13 protein-coding genes are annotated in these 14,508 nt (G+C 41.6%); 5 read left to right on the top strand and 8 right to left on the bottom strand.

Annotated elements, in window-relative coordinates:
* Positions 1-22 precede the first annotated feature (22 nt).
* From DC498_RS08720 to DC498_RS08705, 4 genes are all read right to left on the bottom strand, one after another.
* The gene (locus DC498_RS08720; RefSeq protein WP_116873766.1) at positions 23-805 is read right to left on the bottom strand and encodes an MBL fold metallo-hydrolase; all 783 of its coding nucleotides are present in this window, start codon (positions 803-805) and stop codon (positions 23-25) included.
* A 79-nt stretch (positions 806-884) separates the two neighbouring features.
* Complete coding sequence (locus DC498_RS08715; RefSeq protein WP_116873765.1) at positions 885-1,154, bottom strand: hypothetical protein; 270 nt, start codon at positions 1,152-1,154, stop codon at positions 885-887.
* Between the two features lie 182 nt (positions 1,155-1,336).
* Positions 1,337-2,293, bottom strand: a complete 957-nt coding sequence (locus DC498_RS08710; RefSeq protein WP_116873764.1) for an OmpA family protein — start codon at positions 2,291-2,293, stop codon at positions 1,337-1,339.
* Between the two features lie 448 nt (positions 2,294-2,741).
* Positions 2,742-4,298: a response regulator gene (locus DC498_RS08705; protein WP_116873763.1), complete on the bottom strand. Its 1,557-nt coding sequence runs from the start codon at positions 4,296-4,298 to the stop codon at positions 2,742-2,744.
* A gap of 96 nt (positions 4,299-4,394) precedes the next feature.
* Here DC498_RS08705 and DC498_RS08700 point away from each other — a divergent pair, with 96 nt between their 5' ends.
* From DC498_RS08700 to DC498_RS08680, 5 genes are all read left to right on the top strand, one after another.
* On the top strand, positions 4,395-5,600 hold the full coding sequence (locus tag DC498_RS08700; RefSeq protein WP_116873762.1) for an HD domain-containing protein: 1,206 nt from the start codon (positions 4,395-4,397) through the stop codon (positions 5,598-5,600).
* 9 nt (positions 5,601-5,609) lie between these two features.
* Positions 5,610-6,656 (top strand): UDP-3-O-(3-hydroxymyristoyl)glucosamine N-acyltransferase, encoded by a 1,047-nt coding sequence (gene lpxD / locus DC498_RS08695; RefSeq protein WP_116873761.1) that lies wholly within the window; start codon positions 5,610-5,612, stop codon positions 6,654-6,656.
* Positions 6,657-6,924: 268 nt separating this feature from the next.
* Positions 6,925-8,328, top strand: coding sequence for a bifunctional UDP-3-O-[3-hydroxymyristoyl] N-acetylglucosamine deacetylase/3-hydroxyacyl-ACP dehydratase (locus DC498_RS08690; RefSeq protein WP_116873760.1), 1,404 nt, complete (start codon positions 6,925-6,927; stop codon positions 8,326-8,328).
* Between the two features lie 187 nt (positions 8,329-8,515).
* Positions 8,516-9,322 carry an acyl-ACP--UDP-N-acetylglucosamine O-acyltransferase gene (lpxA, locus tag DC498_RS08685; protein ID WP_116873759.1) on the top strand — a complete coding sequence of 269 codons (807 nt, stop codon included), beginning with the start codon at positions 8,516-8,518 and terminating at the stop codon, positions 9,320-9,322.
* Positions 9,303-10,007, top strand: a complete 705-nt coding sequence (locus DC498_RS08680; protein WP_116873758.1) for an ABC transporter ATP-binding protein — start codon at positions 9,303-9,305, stop codon at positions 10,005-10,007. The genes lpxA and DC498_RS08680 overlap by 20 nt, the downstream gene beginning before the upstream one ends.
* 34 nt (positions 10,008-10,041) lie before the next feature.
* On the opposite strand, the gene DC498_RS08675 is transcribed toward DC498_RS08680, so the two are convergent.
* The 4 genes from DC498_RS08675 to DC498_RS08660 form a co-directional block, all read right to left on the bottom strand.
* On the bottom strand, positions 10,042-11,148 hold the full coding sequence (locus DC498_RS08675) for a carboxypeptidase-like regulatory domain-containing protein (RefSeq protein ID WP_116873757.1): 1,107 nt from the start codon (positions 11,146-11,148) through the stop codon (positions 10,042-10,044).
* A gap of 142 nt (positions 11,149-11,290) precedes the next feature.
* Entirely contained in the window at positions 11,291-12,265 is a 975-nt protein-coding gene (locus DC498_RS08670; protein ID WP_116873756.1) for an NAD-dependent epimerase/dehydratase family protein, read from the bottom strand.
* 247 nt (positions 12,266-12,512) lie between these two features.
* On the bottom strand, positions 12,513-13,547 hold the full coding sequence (gene pheS, locus DC498_RS08665; RefSeq protein WP_116873755.1) for a phenylalanine--tRNA ligase subunit alpha: 1,035 nt from the start codon (positions 13,545-13,547) through the stop codon (positions 12,513-12,515).
* A gap of 26 nt (positions 13,548-13,573) precedes the next feature.
* Positions 13,574-14,446, bottom strand: coding sequence for a cell division protein FtsX (locus DC498_RS08660; RefSeq protein WP_116873754.1), 873 nt, complete (start codon positions 14,444-14,446; stop codon positions 13,574-13,576).
* Between the last annotated feature and the right edge of the window lie 62 nt (positions 14,447-14,508).

Below are 14,508 nucleotides of genomic sequence, written 5' to 3'. Positions count from 1 at the left end.
TAACAGCGAATATCTGCAAAACCTAACCCTGTATTTCAAGTACCAGTTTATCACAAGCCAGCGAAATACCAGGCGGAAGCATTTTGCTGACATCTTCATGCTTTCCCATCTGGTGGCTGAGGTGTGTGAGATAGGCCTGCGGAATGTTCATTTCGTGTGTGATATTTATTGCTTCATCAAGGCTGAAATGTGAGATATGCTTTTCTTTCCGAAGTGCGTTTAATACGAGCACTTCGCTTCCCCTGATTAATTTCCTGCTCTCTTCATCAATCCGGTTTGCATCTGTTATATAGGTAAATTTTCCAAACCGAAAACCCAGTACCGGCATGTGCATATGCCAAACCGGAACGGGTATTACAGATATATCACCAATCTGAAAGGGCTCATTACCGATGGTATTGATATTAATATCCGGAGCCCCGGGATATTTTTTCTCAGTAAAAGCATAAGGGAATTCGCGTATGATCACTTCAAGCGTCATGTCGTTGGCATATATCTGCATGGGTTTTTGCATGAAGTAGTTAAAACCCCGTACATCATCAAGCCCGGCCACATGATCTTTATGCGGATGGGTAAAAACAATACCATCCAGCTTTTTTGTATTGGTGCGCAGCATCTGGTACCTGAAATCAGGACCGGCATCTACAGCAATGGTAGTAGTAGCTGATTGAACAAGTATGCTTGAACGAAGCCGTTTGTCTTTTTTATCAGCAGATGTGCAAACAGCACAATCGCACCCGATCATTGGAACGCCGCTGCTTGTGCCGGTACCGAGAAAAGTAATTTTTATATCAGGATAACTCACGCGCCAAAGCTAAAAGAAAATATAAAACGAGCAATCGTAAAATAGAAAGCGTTAAAATATAATGTACGGATTGCAAATATTATTCATGTGCAGGTTTCGACATGATTTCTTCGTATAACTTTTGTGACTCATGGGTGAGTGCGTCAAATGAAATTTCCAACTGGGGCATCAGGTCTGCCAGGGTATTGATGCGGCCTTCAAGGTTTAAAAATTTATTCAATACAACAACCTTTTTTTGCTGCAGAATACAATAGCCGCTTTGAAAAGTGCCCCGCTCGTATCGAACAACATATCCTGCCTCTTCAAGAATCGCTTCAATTTTATTTAATACTGGCTGTGTGAATTTCATTGAAAATAATTCAGTTGTAAAATTACTGGATAACTGATGCTAAACATTTTATCTTTTTCCACAGTTGTGGATAGTTGAATTTTTACCACATAGGCACAGTAGAATTATAGGCAAGCATAGCATTATATTAATTCTCTATTGTGAACCCATGCTTCTATACTACTATGTTGTGAAATGCATTCTTATTTACTCAATATCTTTATCTCCACTCTCCTGTTTGCCAGTTGCTGCGCTTCATTGAGTTCTTCTACAAATAATTTTTTGCTTGATCCAAAACCGGTGTAATGCATTCTTTCGGCATTTACTCCATTACCTTTTAAATATTCATATACAAACTTGGCCCTTTGCACAGAGAGGTCGCGGGTGCCGGTATCTGCATCAATACCATCCCCTCCATTTACTTCGCAGCAGATATGCCCCTGTATTTCTATATTCAGGGTGGGCACATCACGCATTACCTGCAATAATTCTTCCAAAGCTTTAAAAGAAGCGTTTATAGGAAAATGGCGGCCGCCTATAAAGTTTAGATTTTTAAGTACAATATTATCGCCTGTTTTTGTGTCAGTGTCTTTCACAAAATCGTATATAGTCGCAAATTCTTTTGGCTTGGGGGGTGGTTTTGGAGCAATCGTTTTTGGCGTTTTTTTTGTGTCGGCTTGTTTTGCAGGCGGCGCGGTAGTTACCACAGGCGTTGGCCTTACTTTAGGAATGCTGGTTATTACAATTTCAACCCGTCGGTTAAGCCAGCGGTTTTCTTCGGTACTGTTATCAAATAAAGGTTTTCTTTTTCCCCAGCCGATTTGCTGGGTTATTAATTTATCGGTTGCACCTTTCGTGTACAGATAATCTTTTATAGCAAAAACCCGCATTACAGAAAGCGTATCGTTGTAACCCAAATTACCCACGCTGTCTGTATGTCCTGTAAGATGAATATTCTTAATAAAGCCGGCCTGCATTATTGCAGAAAAAAAACTATCAATAGATTGTTTTCCCCTTTCGGTTAAGACAGACTTATCAAAATCAAACTGCACATACAGGGTGTCGAGATTCTGAGCGCCTGCAACAGCACTGAAAAAAAGAAACAGGATCAGTAAGCATCCGGGTTTTGGGTAAAACGTTCTTTTTAAAGTTGTAATCATATCCGGGCAAATATTAATTACGAACTATGTTTATCTTTTAATACTTATTTGGTAATAAAGTTAAAAAATGATCAGCATCTATTGGTTATAAAGCGCTTATAATTATTTCTGCCAATATGCAAATCGCTCACTATTTATCACGGGGTATTAAAAGAGTTATCCCAACCTTATAACCTTAGTAATAAATCCGGATTGTTAACCTCAACCTTATTACATTATTTACGCATGAGAAGGTAATAAGGTTGTTTCTGCGGGTTATACCTGTTATTAAGGTCATAAGGTTTGCCTTTTAGTGGTAAACACCTGGAAATTGATATTAGCTGTATGCATCTTTCTAATTAACCCTGAATAAAATCTTATTCAGAAATTTATTCGCGGTCTATGTCATAAATATCGCTGTAATATATTTTCATATTGCGCAATTACCCTATTGCGCATTCGCATTTTCCTACTTATTCGTCATTCTCACCACCGGTACTATCATCTCCTCAATACTAACACCGCCGTGCTGAAAAGTATTTTTATAATAGTTAGAATAATAACTGTAATTATTGGGATAGCAGAGATACCCGTCTTCTTTAGCAAATATGAAAGAAGAATTTACATTCGGCACAGGTAATCCCGCTTCCTTGGGATCGCGGAAGGCTAACACATCCTTTGGCTCATAATTCAGATTTCTGCCATGCTTATAGCGCAGGTTGGTAGTGGTTTGCTTATCACCTATTACTTTATATGGCGTTTTCACCCTTACACTGCCATGATCGGTAGCCAGTATAACCGTGAGGTTTTTGTCCGCTATTTTTTTCAACGCCTGGTGCAAAGGAGAATGCTCAAACCAACTTGCGGTAATGCTCCTGTAGCTTGATTCATCGCTTGCCAGTTCCTTCAATACTTCCATCTCCGTGCGGGCATGGCTCAGCATATCAACAAAATTATACACGATAATATTGATATCGTTCTGCAGCAGGTTATGAATATTATCCACCAGCCTTTGCCCATCCTGGTGATTGACCACTTTAGTATATGAATACCTGATATCTCCTTTATATAGTCTTTTCAGCTGCGCTTTCAAAAATTCTTCTTCATGCAGGTTCTTTCCGCCCTCTTCATCATCATTTTTCCACTGCGCCGGAAAATGCTTTTCAATTTCCAGCGGCATCATACCTGCAAAAAGTGCATTGCGGCAATACTGTGTTGCTGTAGGTAAAATAGAATAAAAAGTTTCTTCTTCCTGTATACGAAAACTCTCAGCAAAAATCGGCTGAATGCTTTTCCATTGATCAAACCGAAGGTTATCAATCAGCGTTACAAAAAGCGGCTTGCCTTTTTCTACATGCGGCAACACTTTATACCTGAAAAGTGTATGGCTCATGATAGGTGCATCCATACTTTTGGGGTTAACCCATGAGGCATAATTGCGGCTGATGAATTTAAAAAACTCTGTGTTAGCTTCGTTTTTCTGCGTTTGAAAAACCTCCCGCATTTCAGGACTATCGCTTTTCTCCATTTCCAGTTCCCAGTATACAATTTTTTTATACAGATCCATCCACTCATTATAATTGAGATTGCTGTTCAGCGCCATAAAAAGATTGCGGAACTCCTGCTGGTAGGCGCTGGTAGTTTTTTCTGCAACCAGCCTGCGGTTATCAATGATCTTTTTAAGACTCAGCAATACCTGGTTAGGATTAACAGGCTTTATAAGATAATCGCTGATCTGCGAGCCGATGGCATCATCCATCAGGTTTTCAGTTTCATTTTTAGTGATAAGCACTACCGGCAACTGCTGGTTTATCTCTTTTATTTTTGATAAGGTTTCCAGCCCGGTTATCCCTGGCATGGTTTCATCAAGCAACACTACGTCTACAATATTATCTTTCACAAAATCCAGTGCATCAAACCCGTTGGTAAGTGTTTTTACCTCATATCCTTTATTCTCCAGAAAAAGCTTCTGCGATTGCAGGCTCTCCATTTCATCGTCAACCCAAAGTATTTTAGCCAGCGCCATGAATTTTATATTTTTGTTTATCAGTTCAAATGTACTTATTCATTCATGGCTTTTTACCTTTGCCGCTGATCCTTTATTTATTTAACATTTTAGTGCATGCGGTTCAGAAAGATCATCAACGATCCTGTATACGGTTTTATCACTATAGACAAACCTCTCATATTTGAAATTATTTCACATCCCTGGTATCAGCGTTTACGCCGTATAAAGCAAATGGCGCTGGCACATTTGGTATATCCGGGCGCCGTGCATACGAGGCTGCATCACTCATTGGGTGCATACCATCTCATGGGTAATGCCCTCACTGAACTGAAGAGTAAAGGCATTGAAATAAACGAAGAGGAAGAAACCGGAGCCAAAATAGCTATACTGCTGCATGATATAGGGCATGGGCCTTTTTCGCATGCGCTGGAGAGTGTGATCATGAAGGATATGCACCACGAGGAATTGTCGCTTTTGCTGATGAAGCAGCTAAATGAGCAGTTTCGTGGTCAGTTGGAAACAGCGATTGATATTTTTACCAATGCTTATCCCAAAAAGTTTCTGCACCAGTTGGTGAGCGGGCAGCTGGATGTGGACAGGATGGACTACCTAACCCGCGATAGTTTTTTTACCGGTGTGAACGAAGGCGTTATTGGCTATGACCGTATCATAAAAATGCTTGCCGTATATAATGGTGAGCTGATGGTAGAGGAAAAAGCGATCTATTCTATAGAAAAATTTTTAGTGGCCCGCCGGCTGATGTACTGGCAGGTATATCTTCATAAAACCGTGCTTGGCGCTGAAATGATACTGGTGAAAATATTGGAAAGAGCGAGGCAACTTGGCTTACAGGATGAAAATAATATTGAAGACAGCGTACTGAAAAAATTCCTGCTCAATCAATATACCGGTAATATCTCCGCTAATCTTGATGCCTTTTGCAGTTTAGATGATACAGACGTGAGCTATGCTATAAAACAATGGAGCAATCATAAAGACAAAGTATTATCAACATTATGCACAGGAGTGATGGACAGAAAGCTGTTTAAAGTAAAAATTCAGAATGAGCCCATCGCGTTGGCTGATTTACAGGCAGCCCGTAAAAACGCAATGGAAAAACTTGGTATCAGTGAGGCAGACGCTGCCTTTTTTGGCTTTACCGGCGAGGCTGAAAACCGGACATATAATCCGTATGATGAGAAAATCAATATCCTGTTTAAAGACGGAGCGGTGAGGAATATATCGGAGGTAGATAATGCTTTGATACAAACCAACCTTTCCACGCCTGTTAAAAAATTCTACATTTGTTATCTTAAATAGAAATATCATATGATGTTCACAGCTGCTCAGATTGCTATGCTTATCAATGCAAAAATTGAAGGCGATGCGGAAGCCAGTGTAGGTTCTTTTAGTAAAATTGAAGAGGCCAAAGAAGGACAACTCGCTTTTTTGGCCAATCCCAAATACGAGGAATATCTTTACTCCACCGGCGCTTCCATCATAATAATAAATGAGTCGCTTGAACTGAAAGAAAAAGTAAAGGGCACATTATTGCGTGTGCCTGATGCATATACAGCCTTTGCGTCTTTACTGGCAAAATACCAGGAAATGATGGCACAGCAATTAACAGGCATTCAGCAACCATCTTACATAGCGCCCACGGCAAAAATTGGTGAAAATGTTTTTATAGGAGCATTTGCTTATATAGGCGATAATGCAGTTATTGGTAATGGTGCAAAAATTTACCCCAATGCCTATATTGGCAACAATGTAAGTATAGGAGACAATACGGTTATACATCCTTCAGTTACCATATACCACCAATGCAGGGTTGGTAAAAGAGTAACTATACATGCAGGTAGTGTTATTGGCGGTGATGGTTTTGGTTTTGCCCCTCAACCGGATGGCAGTTTTGCAAAAGTGCCGCAGATAGGCAATGTAGAAATTGAAGACAATGTGGAAATAGGTGCAAACGCTACCATTGACCGTGCTACTATCGGTTCAACTATTATAAGAGCCGGTGCAAAACTTGATAACCTTATACAGGTAGCACATAATGTTGAAGTAGGCAATAATACCGTTATTGCGGCACAGGCAGGCGTGAGCGGCAGCACAAAGATTGGCAAAAACGTAATGATTGGCGGACAGGCTGGTATTGTTGGGCATATTGCTATTGCAGACGGCGCAAAGATCAATGCGCAAAGCGGCGTAAGCAAATCCATCAAACAACCTAACTCAGCGGTAACCGGTTCGCCCGCCCATGATTATACCAGCACATTGCGCAGCCAGGCTATTACCCGAAAATTGCCGGAGATGGAAAAGCGAATTAAGGAACTGGAAGCAATGATTAAACAGTTAATGGCGGAAAAGGTGTAATACTAATAATGATTAGATATCAGCGTTCCGGAACTCTAAAAAAATTCGGAACCATTGAGCGGCTACACCTGCATTCGCAGCGTGATTTTTTCACGCGGCGCCCGCAGCGGTGCGGAGACGTAGCGAATTTTATCTCACGTTGCGCCCTTGCTCCTTAGCGTTCGCAGCGTGAAACTGCATCTTCTCTAAACCTGCCCGGCTAATTTGAAGTCCGTTCTCCACCAACTATCGCTTATTCCCTATCTTTGCCGCTCATCAAAAAAGGGATATGGACGCTAAATTTAACCCGGATAAACAACATACGCTTAAATCGGCTGTTGCTATTTCCGGCACAGGCCTGCACACCGGCATAAAGGTAGATATGGAACTGAAGCCCGCTAATGCCGGATTTGGCATACAATTCCAGCGGATTGATCTTCCCGGACAACCTATCATTAAAGCAGATTGCGACCTGGTGACAGACACATCAAGAGGTACAACACTCGAAGATAATGGCGCCAAAGTAAGTACTGTTGAACATATCCTGGCAGCGCTTGTAGGCATGGGCATTGATAACTGCCTGGTTGAGATCAATGGACCTGAAATTCCTATTATTGATGGCAGCTCTGCTCCTTTTGTAGAAATAATTGAAGAAGCCGGCGTGCTGGAGCAAGAGGCAGCCAAGCTCTGGTATACCCTTGATACCAATATTTCTTTTTACGACGAAGAAAAAAGAGTGGACATGGTAGCCATGCCTGCTATAGAATATAAGATCACTACGCTTATTGATTTTAACAGCCCGGTGCTTGGTACCCAGCATGCGGGGTTAAAAAACATGAGCGAATTTAAAAATGAAATAGCGCCCTGCCGTACATTTTGTTTTTTGCACGAGCTGGAAATGTTGCTGGATAATAACCTGATTAAAGGCGGCGATATTAATAATGCTATAGTGGTGGTGGATAAACCCGTTACGGAAGGCGAAATGGAACGCCTGGCAAAAGCTTTCGGCAGGCAAAAAATGGAGGTAAAAAGCGGTGGTTACCTTAATAACCTGGAGCTCCGTTTTCCCAATGAACCTGCAAGGCATAAGCTGCTGGATATAGTGGGAGATCTGGCGTTGATAGGAACACCCATCAAAGCGCATATTATTGCCAACCGCCCGGGGCATGCCACCAATGTGAGCTTTGCCAAAAAGCTGAAGCAACATATCAGGAAGAATAAGCAGGCCATGAATGTGCCGGTATATGATCCTAACCAGGTGCCTATCTATACTACCCAGCAGATTGAAAAAACACTTCCGCACCGCTACCCTTTTTTGCTGGTAGATAAAATTATTGAGCTAACCGATAAGCATATAGTAGGTATTAAAAATGTAACCTTTAATGAGCCTTTTTTTGTAGGCCATTTTCCCGGAAATCCTATTATGCCGGGGGTATTGCAGATGGAGGCGCTTGCTCAAACAGGCGGCATTTTAGCCATTAATTCCCTGCCTCCCGGTGATTATGATACCTATTTTGTAAAAATGGATGATGCGAGATTCCGACAGAAAGTAGTGCCCGGCGATACCATGATACTTAAAATGGAACTGCAGGCTCCCATACGCAGGGGTATGTGTGAAATGAGAGGAACCATATATGTAGGTAATAAAGTAGTTACCGAAGCCACACTGATGGCGCAGTTGGTGAAGAGATGATAGCGGTCAGCAGTCAGTCATCATCTATCAGCTTTCACCGCTGATAGCCGAAACCTGATAGCTGATAGCCAAACCTGAACATTGTATATTATCTTTTCCTTACTTTTGCGTTCGTCAGGAGATAATGCCTGACGTTTTTGTATAAAACAATACGTCCGGCATTTAAAACAAGATAAGTAACACTTCAATGATTCATCCTCATACTTACATTCATCCAAATGCCAAACTGGCTACCAATGTAAAAGTTGATCCGTTTACGGTTATTCACCATAATGTAGAAATTGGAGACGGCACCTGGATAGGCAGTAATGTAACCATTATGGAGGGTGCACGCATCGGCCGCAATTGCCGTATTTTTCCCGGCGCGGTTATTTCCGCTATCCCGCAGGATCTGAAGTTTGAAGGAGAAGAATCTCTTGTAGAAATAGGAGATAATACCACTATCCGAGAGTTTGTAACCGTAAACCGCGGCACACATGAGCGCGGCAAAACCACAGTAGGTAAAAATTGTTTACTCCAGGCTTACAGTCATATAGCGCATGATTGCAGTATTGGCGATAATTGCATCATCACCAATAATACTCAAATGGCAGGGCATGTAATTATGGGCGACTGGGCAATACTCGGCGGTATGTGCGCCGTACACCAGTTTGTAAAAATAGGCGCTCACGCCTATATCGGCGGCGGATCGCTGGTAGGCAAAGACGTTCCTCCCTATATAAAAGCAGCACGCCAGCCACTAAGCTATGCAGGTGTAAATTCCATAGGATTAAAAAGGAGAGGATTTACTGTTGATAAGATCAATCATATACTCGACATTTACAGAACCATCTATAATAAAGGATTAAATACATCCCAGGCAGTTGAAATACTCGAAGAAGAATTTCCTGCAACTGATGAAAGAGATGAAATCGTAACATTTATTCGTGAAAGCGGAAGGGGTATCATTAAACGCTACACCAAAAACAGTGTGGATGAAGATATCGCTGACTAATACTGGTAAACGTTTCAACAGGGATTGGATATTCCGCCATATTAATTTCCAGTTTGTTCCAGGCATGCATTATGCTATTACAGGGTCGAATGGCTCCGGTAAGTCAACTTTATTGCAGGTTATCAGCGGCGCTATTGCTGCGAGCGAGGGGGCAGTGGGGTATGAGCTATCAGCTATCAGCTATCAGCTATCGGCTATCGGCGGTCAGCGGGGAGCTACCGGCGGTCAGCGGGGAGCTACCGGCGGTCAGCGGGGAGCTACCGGCAATATTGGGGATGAGAATTACCGGTATATAAGTATCGCGGCTCCGTATCTTGAATTGGTGGAGGAAATGACCCTTAAGGAATTTTTACAGTTTCACAGTCGCTTCAAACCATTACTGCCTTCAATGACTATTGATAATATAATACAAATCCTTACACTTGAAGCCGCAACAAATAAGCAGATCAGGTATTTCAGCAGCGGCATGAAGCAAAGGGTTAAGCTCGCACAGGCTTTTTTTTCAGATACCCCTGTTTTATTGCTTGATGAGCCCTGCACTAATTTAGATGCAGATGGCATTTCTTTATATCACCAGCTGGTTAATAACTATTGTCAAAACCGGTTGGTTATAGTAAGCAGCAACGATCAAGTGGAATATTCTTTTTGCAAAGAAATAATACGGATAGGAGACTTTAAAAAGTAGGGTATAGCATATATGCTATGCCGCTGGCCTTTTGCTATTCTTCACTATTGGCAGCGGTTTGTTCCTCCGCATCCGGGTAATAATCATACGGCAGAAAATCAGCCATTTTTTCCCAGGCCCAATAGCCCAGTGTTAATACGTCTTTCTGGTCGTAATAAAAACCGTTCTCTTCTATAATTATTCCGTCATCAATATCTAAAATAGATATCTGCAAAGGAGTTGAGGCGGGTAATTTATTAATGGAGAGATAAACAGGATCAGGTTTTTCTTTTGAGTATACTATACGCAGTTTTCCCGGGAAAAAAAGTTCCACCTTACCGGAATCAATATTATAATAGGTAGTATCGTATGGATCCAAAACAGGGGATGCCTTACCTGTTTTATCATCAATAATTTCTATTTTATAACCATCGCCATTTAATGTACTGTCTTTATATGCACGCATAAATTGCAATACAGACCCTTCATATGCTTTCTTCCTGTTGACTTTCCATACCGCCATTTCTTCATCGGTTCCCTCCATCTGTTCATAAAACGGGTAACCGGCATATAAGGTTTTGCTTCCATTATACTCATGTATAAAAGAATCAAGCTGGTATTTGATAATATAACCTAATGCTTTATTCTGGATAACAAGAACAGAATCTGTAATTACCTTCAGACGGTTTTTCTTTTTGCTGTAAAAAAAACGCAACACTTCGGGGTTTTCCAGTACGCATTGCCCGGCATTACCTGTTTTACCAATAAAATTCTCAGACATGAACTGCCCATATTTTTCCCAGCCATTTTTTACTTCCGTGGTAGCAACAATCGCTACTTCTTCAAGGTTTTTCTCTTTCTGCTTTAATTCTATTACAAGGTTTGTAATTTCAGGCATGGTGTTACTTATGCGTACGGATTGTGTTTCCAATCCCATAAATGAAACAACAAGATCATATCCCCCATTGCTTAAATTAAGACTGAAATCTCCCTCCGCGTTACTCACTGTGCCAACAGTAGTATTTTGACAAAATACCGATGCTCCCTGCAAGGGCTGTTTGGTAACAGCATCAACAATTTTACCGGCAACACTAAAACTGCCCTGCGCAAATAACATAGCGGGTAAAAATAACAGCGGTAATAATTTAAATACTTTCTGCATGAAATATTGTTTTATTACAAAGGGTAAATATGAAAATTATTTTTTGAAATGACTGGTAAATTCTGTCTCATGCCATTAGCAAATGTCAAAACGCCTGCCATTTTAACTTTTTGATGGGACTATATAAAATATTAACGCGGGTTTAGCGCTGCAAGTGCATATACGCTTCACAGTATTCTTTAATTGTTTTTTGCAAAGCTTTGTATTGAAAGCCGGGTAAAGATTTGAGCAGTTTGCTATTATTATAGTATGTTTTCCGTTGAGCACTGCCTGCTGTTTCTTTTGTAATCAACGGATCTTTTGATGAAAAAAAGCTTCGCAATTTTTCCAGGCGCCATAATAGTTTTATCATAAATGCAGGCGCTTTTTTATAGGGCGGCTTCCTGTTAAAAGCGCCGGCCATACTGGTAAAAACATCTTTAAAAGCAACATTCTCCGCACTTACTATAAATCGCTGACCGCTAATATCGCTTTCCATTAATTGTATCATGGCTTTGGCAACATCAGCAACATCAACAAACCCTGTAATGCCATCTGTATACCAGGGAAATTCTTCATAGGCTTTTTTAAAAATAGCGGCTGAACCATCTTTTTCCCACTTGCCTACACCGAGTATGGTAGACGGGTTAACAATTACGGCATTCAACCCTTCACTTACAGCACGCCAAACTTCCAGCTCAGCAAAATATTTGCTTTTGCCATAGGCAGATTTGCTTTTTTCCTCATCCCATTTATCTTCTTCGCTTATCGGCGTGCCTGTTTCATTTCTGCCAAGTGCCGATACAGAGCTTACATGCACTAATTTTTCTACGCCGCCTGCAAGCGCAGCATTTACCACATTTGCCGTGCCCTCTGCATTAATCTTCAGCATCTCGTATTTTTTTGCAGGATTAAACGATACAACAGCAGCGCAGTGGTACACCTGCTTTACTTTTTGCATGATCTCTTCCAGCAAAACAATATCAAGGATATCTCCCTGTATCCAGTGTACGGCTTTCGCGTAAGGTTCATCAGGAATATTGCTGCGGTACAATGCGCATACTTCCTGCCCACGGGCTGCAAGATCGCGTAGAAGATAACTGCCTAATAAACCTGTGCCGCCCGTTACGAATATCATATTGAAGATTGCGATTAAAAAAGCACCTCACTCTCTTGTTCCCCTCCCTGCCTACCGGACAGGCAGGCTCACAGAGAGGGGCGGTGCTGCAGAACAATGCTAAACATCATATCTTTCACATCATCCATAGAATATATCCAATCAAACGTTCCCTCATTTTCACATTTTCACATTAATTCCCACATTTTCACATTTTCAAATCTTCCCTGTCTGCCGACAGGCAGGAAATTCCCCAATTTTCAAATTTCTACACCGCCCCCCCGAACTGCTTCAAAAACCTCACATCATTTTCACTGAAGAGGCGGATATCATTAATGCCATATTTCAGCAAAGCAGGGCGCTCAACGCCCATACCAAACGCGAAACCGGTGTATACTTCAGGATCGATATTACATGCCTGCAATACTTTTGGATGCACCATGCCACAGCCCAGTATTTCAAGCCAGCCGGTATACTTACATACATTACAGCCTGCTCCTTTGCAAAGCTGGCAGCTTATATCCATTTCAGCGCTTGGTTCTGTAAAAGGGAAATAGCTGGGGCGAAAGCGCACTTTCACATCATCACCATACATTTCCTGCACAAAAAAGTATAGGGTTTGTTTGAGATCGGCAAAGGAAACATTCTTATCAATATATAATCCCTCCACCTGGTGAAAAAAGCAATGACTTCTTGCACTGATGGTTTCATTACGATATACCCTGCCCGGGCAAATTATACGCAAAGGCAGCTTGCCTTTCTCCATTTCCCTTATCTGAATATTGCTGGTATGTGTTCGCAGCAACCAGGCAGGGTCGGTGGAAATATAAAATGTATCCTGCATATCCCTTGCAGGGTGATGCTCAGGGAGATTTAATGCTGTGAAGTTGTGCCAGTCATCTTCAATTTCCGGGCCCTCGGCCACGGAAAAGCCCAAACGCTGAAAGATGGAAACAATGCGGCTGCGCATCATGCTGATGGGGTGACGGCTGCCAAGCGGAAGTTCATCCGCCGGCAAGCTAAGGTCTATATCCAGGGTGGCTGATGAACCGGACAAAGCATCAGCTGATGCTTTCAGACTGTTATATTTTGCTTCGGTAAACTGCTTAAAATCGTTGAGTATCTGCCCGAATTCTTTCTTGCGGTCAGCAGGTACGTTTTTCATTTCGCCCATCAGGTTTTTTACCAAACCCTTTGTGCCTAAATAAGTTATACGAAACTGCTCAGCGCCGTCAGCACCGGGAGCATTATACGCTTCTATTTCCTTGCGGTATGCTTCAAGCTGTTGTAACAATTGATCCATGTCGCGAAGATATGAAAGGAAAACTGTTAATACAGATCATCCAGCTTCATCTTGAGGTATTTGGTTACGCTGCGGTGTGTGCTGATAAAGGTGATAACAATACCAATGATAATAATGGCTAAAAACAACAATGTTAGCAGGGTATAATCGCGGAGCGCCTTAATTTCAGGCAGCCATTTTTCAACCCCGATAATAAATATCACCAATACGATAATGGCAATCATGGCGCTTACCAACCCGTTTACTACGGCTTTTACATCAAAAGGCTTTGATATAAACCAGCGGGTAGCTCCCACCATCTGCATGGTTTTAATTAAAAACCGGTTGCTGAACATAGCCAGCTTTATGGTATTATCTATCAAAATCAATACAATAATACCCAGGATTGCGGCAGCCACCAGTAATACCAGCCCCACTTTACGAACAACGGTATTCAGGTTGCCCACTACGGCATCAGGATATTTTACTTCACTTACTATTATATTTTGGGAGAGGTCGGCTACTATATTGGTAAGTGTATCTTTATTTACATAGTCCGACTTAAGATTGAAGTCAATGCTTGCGGGAAGCGGGTTATAATTCAGCACCTTATCCCAGTCTTCGTTGCCATCATTCAAAAACCTTTCCTTCGCCATCTCTTTGGTAATATGCCTTGCAGAGTCAGCGTATGGCTTTGCCTGCAGATAGGTCATTAATGAGTCAATATCTTTTTCAGGCGCATTTTCGCGCAGGTATACCTGCACCTGCACACTGCCGCGGAAATATTTTTCCAGCTTGCTGCCGTTTATTACAAACCAACCCAATATACCCACCAATATCAATAAAGAAGCTACGCCCAGTATGCTGAAAAAATAAGAAGGCTTGCTTCTTCTCATAGAACTTTTGCTGACTTCATTCATGTAGTAAAACCGGTTTAATTCGTTTAAAACTGTATAACATGAAACAATAAATGGCAAGTGAT

This window comes from Terrimonas sp. (assembly GCF_003075435.1).
In the GTDB taxonomy this organism is placed as follows: Bacteria; Bacteroidota; Bacteroidia; order Chitinophagales; family Chitinophagaceae; genus Agriterribacter.
The sequence above is the reverse complement of the archived record's forward strand: the minus strand, read 5'-3'. Positions and strand labels throughout refer to the sequence as shown.

Excerpts from the sequence above, each read along its gene's own strand:
- DC498_RS08715 (WP_116873765.1), bottom strand. The coding sequence starts at position 1,154 with ATGAAATTCACACAGCCAGTATTAAATAAAATTGAAGCGATTCTTGAA.
- DC498_RS08710 (WP_116873764.1), bottom strand. The coding sequence starts at position 2,293 with ATGATTACAACTTTAAAAAGAACGTTTTACCCAAAACCCGGATGCTTA.
- DC498_RS08705 (WP_116873763.1), bottom strand. The coding sequence starts at position 4,298 with ATGGCGCTGGCTAAAATACTTTGGGTTGACGATGAAATGGAGAGCCTG.
- DC498_RS08700 (WP_116873762.1), top strand. The coding sequence starts at position 4,395 with ATGCGGTTCAGAAAGATCATCAACGATCCTGTATACGGTTTTATCACT.
- lpxD (WP_116873761.1), top strand. The coding sequence starts at position 5,610 with ATGATGTTCACAGCTGCTCAGATTGCTATGCTTATCAATGCAAAAATT.
- DC498_RS08690 (WP_116873760.1), top strand. The coding sequence starts at position 6,925 with ATGGACGCTAAATTTAACCCGGATAAACAACATACGCTTAAATCGGCT.
- lpxA (WP_116873759.1), top strand. The coding sequence starts at position 8,516 with ATGATTCATCCTCATACTTACATTCATCCAAATGCCAAACTGGCTACC.
- DC498_RS08680 (WP_116873758.1), top strand. The coding sequence starts at position 9,303 with ATGAAGATATCGCTGACTAATACTGGTAAACGTTTCAACAGGGATTGG.
- DC498_RS08675 (WP_116873757.1), bottom strand. The coding sequence starts at position 11,148 with ATGCAGAAAGTATTTAAATTATTACCGCTGTTATTTTTACCCGCTATG.
- DC498_RS08670 (WP_116873756.1), bottom strand. The coding sequence starts at position 12,265 with ATGATATTCGTAACGGGCGGCACAGGTTTATTAGGCAGTTATCTTCTA.
- pheS (WP_116873755.1), bottom strand. The coding sequence starts at position 13,547 with ATGGATCAATTGTTACAACAGCTTGAAGCATACCGCAAGGAAATAGAA.
- DC498_RS08660 (WP_116873754.1), bottom strand. The coding sequence starts at position 14,446 with ATGAATGAAGTCAGCAAAAGTTCTATGAGAAGAAGCAAGCCTTCTTAT.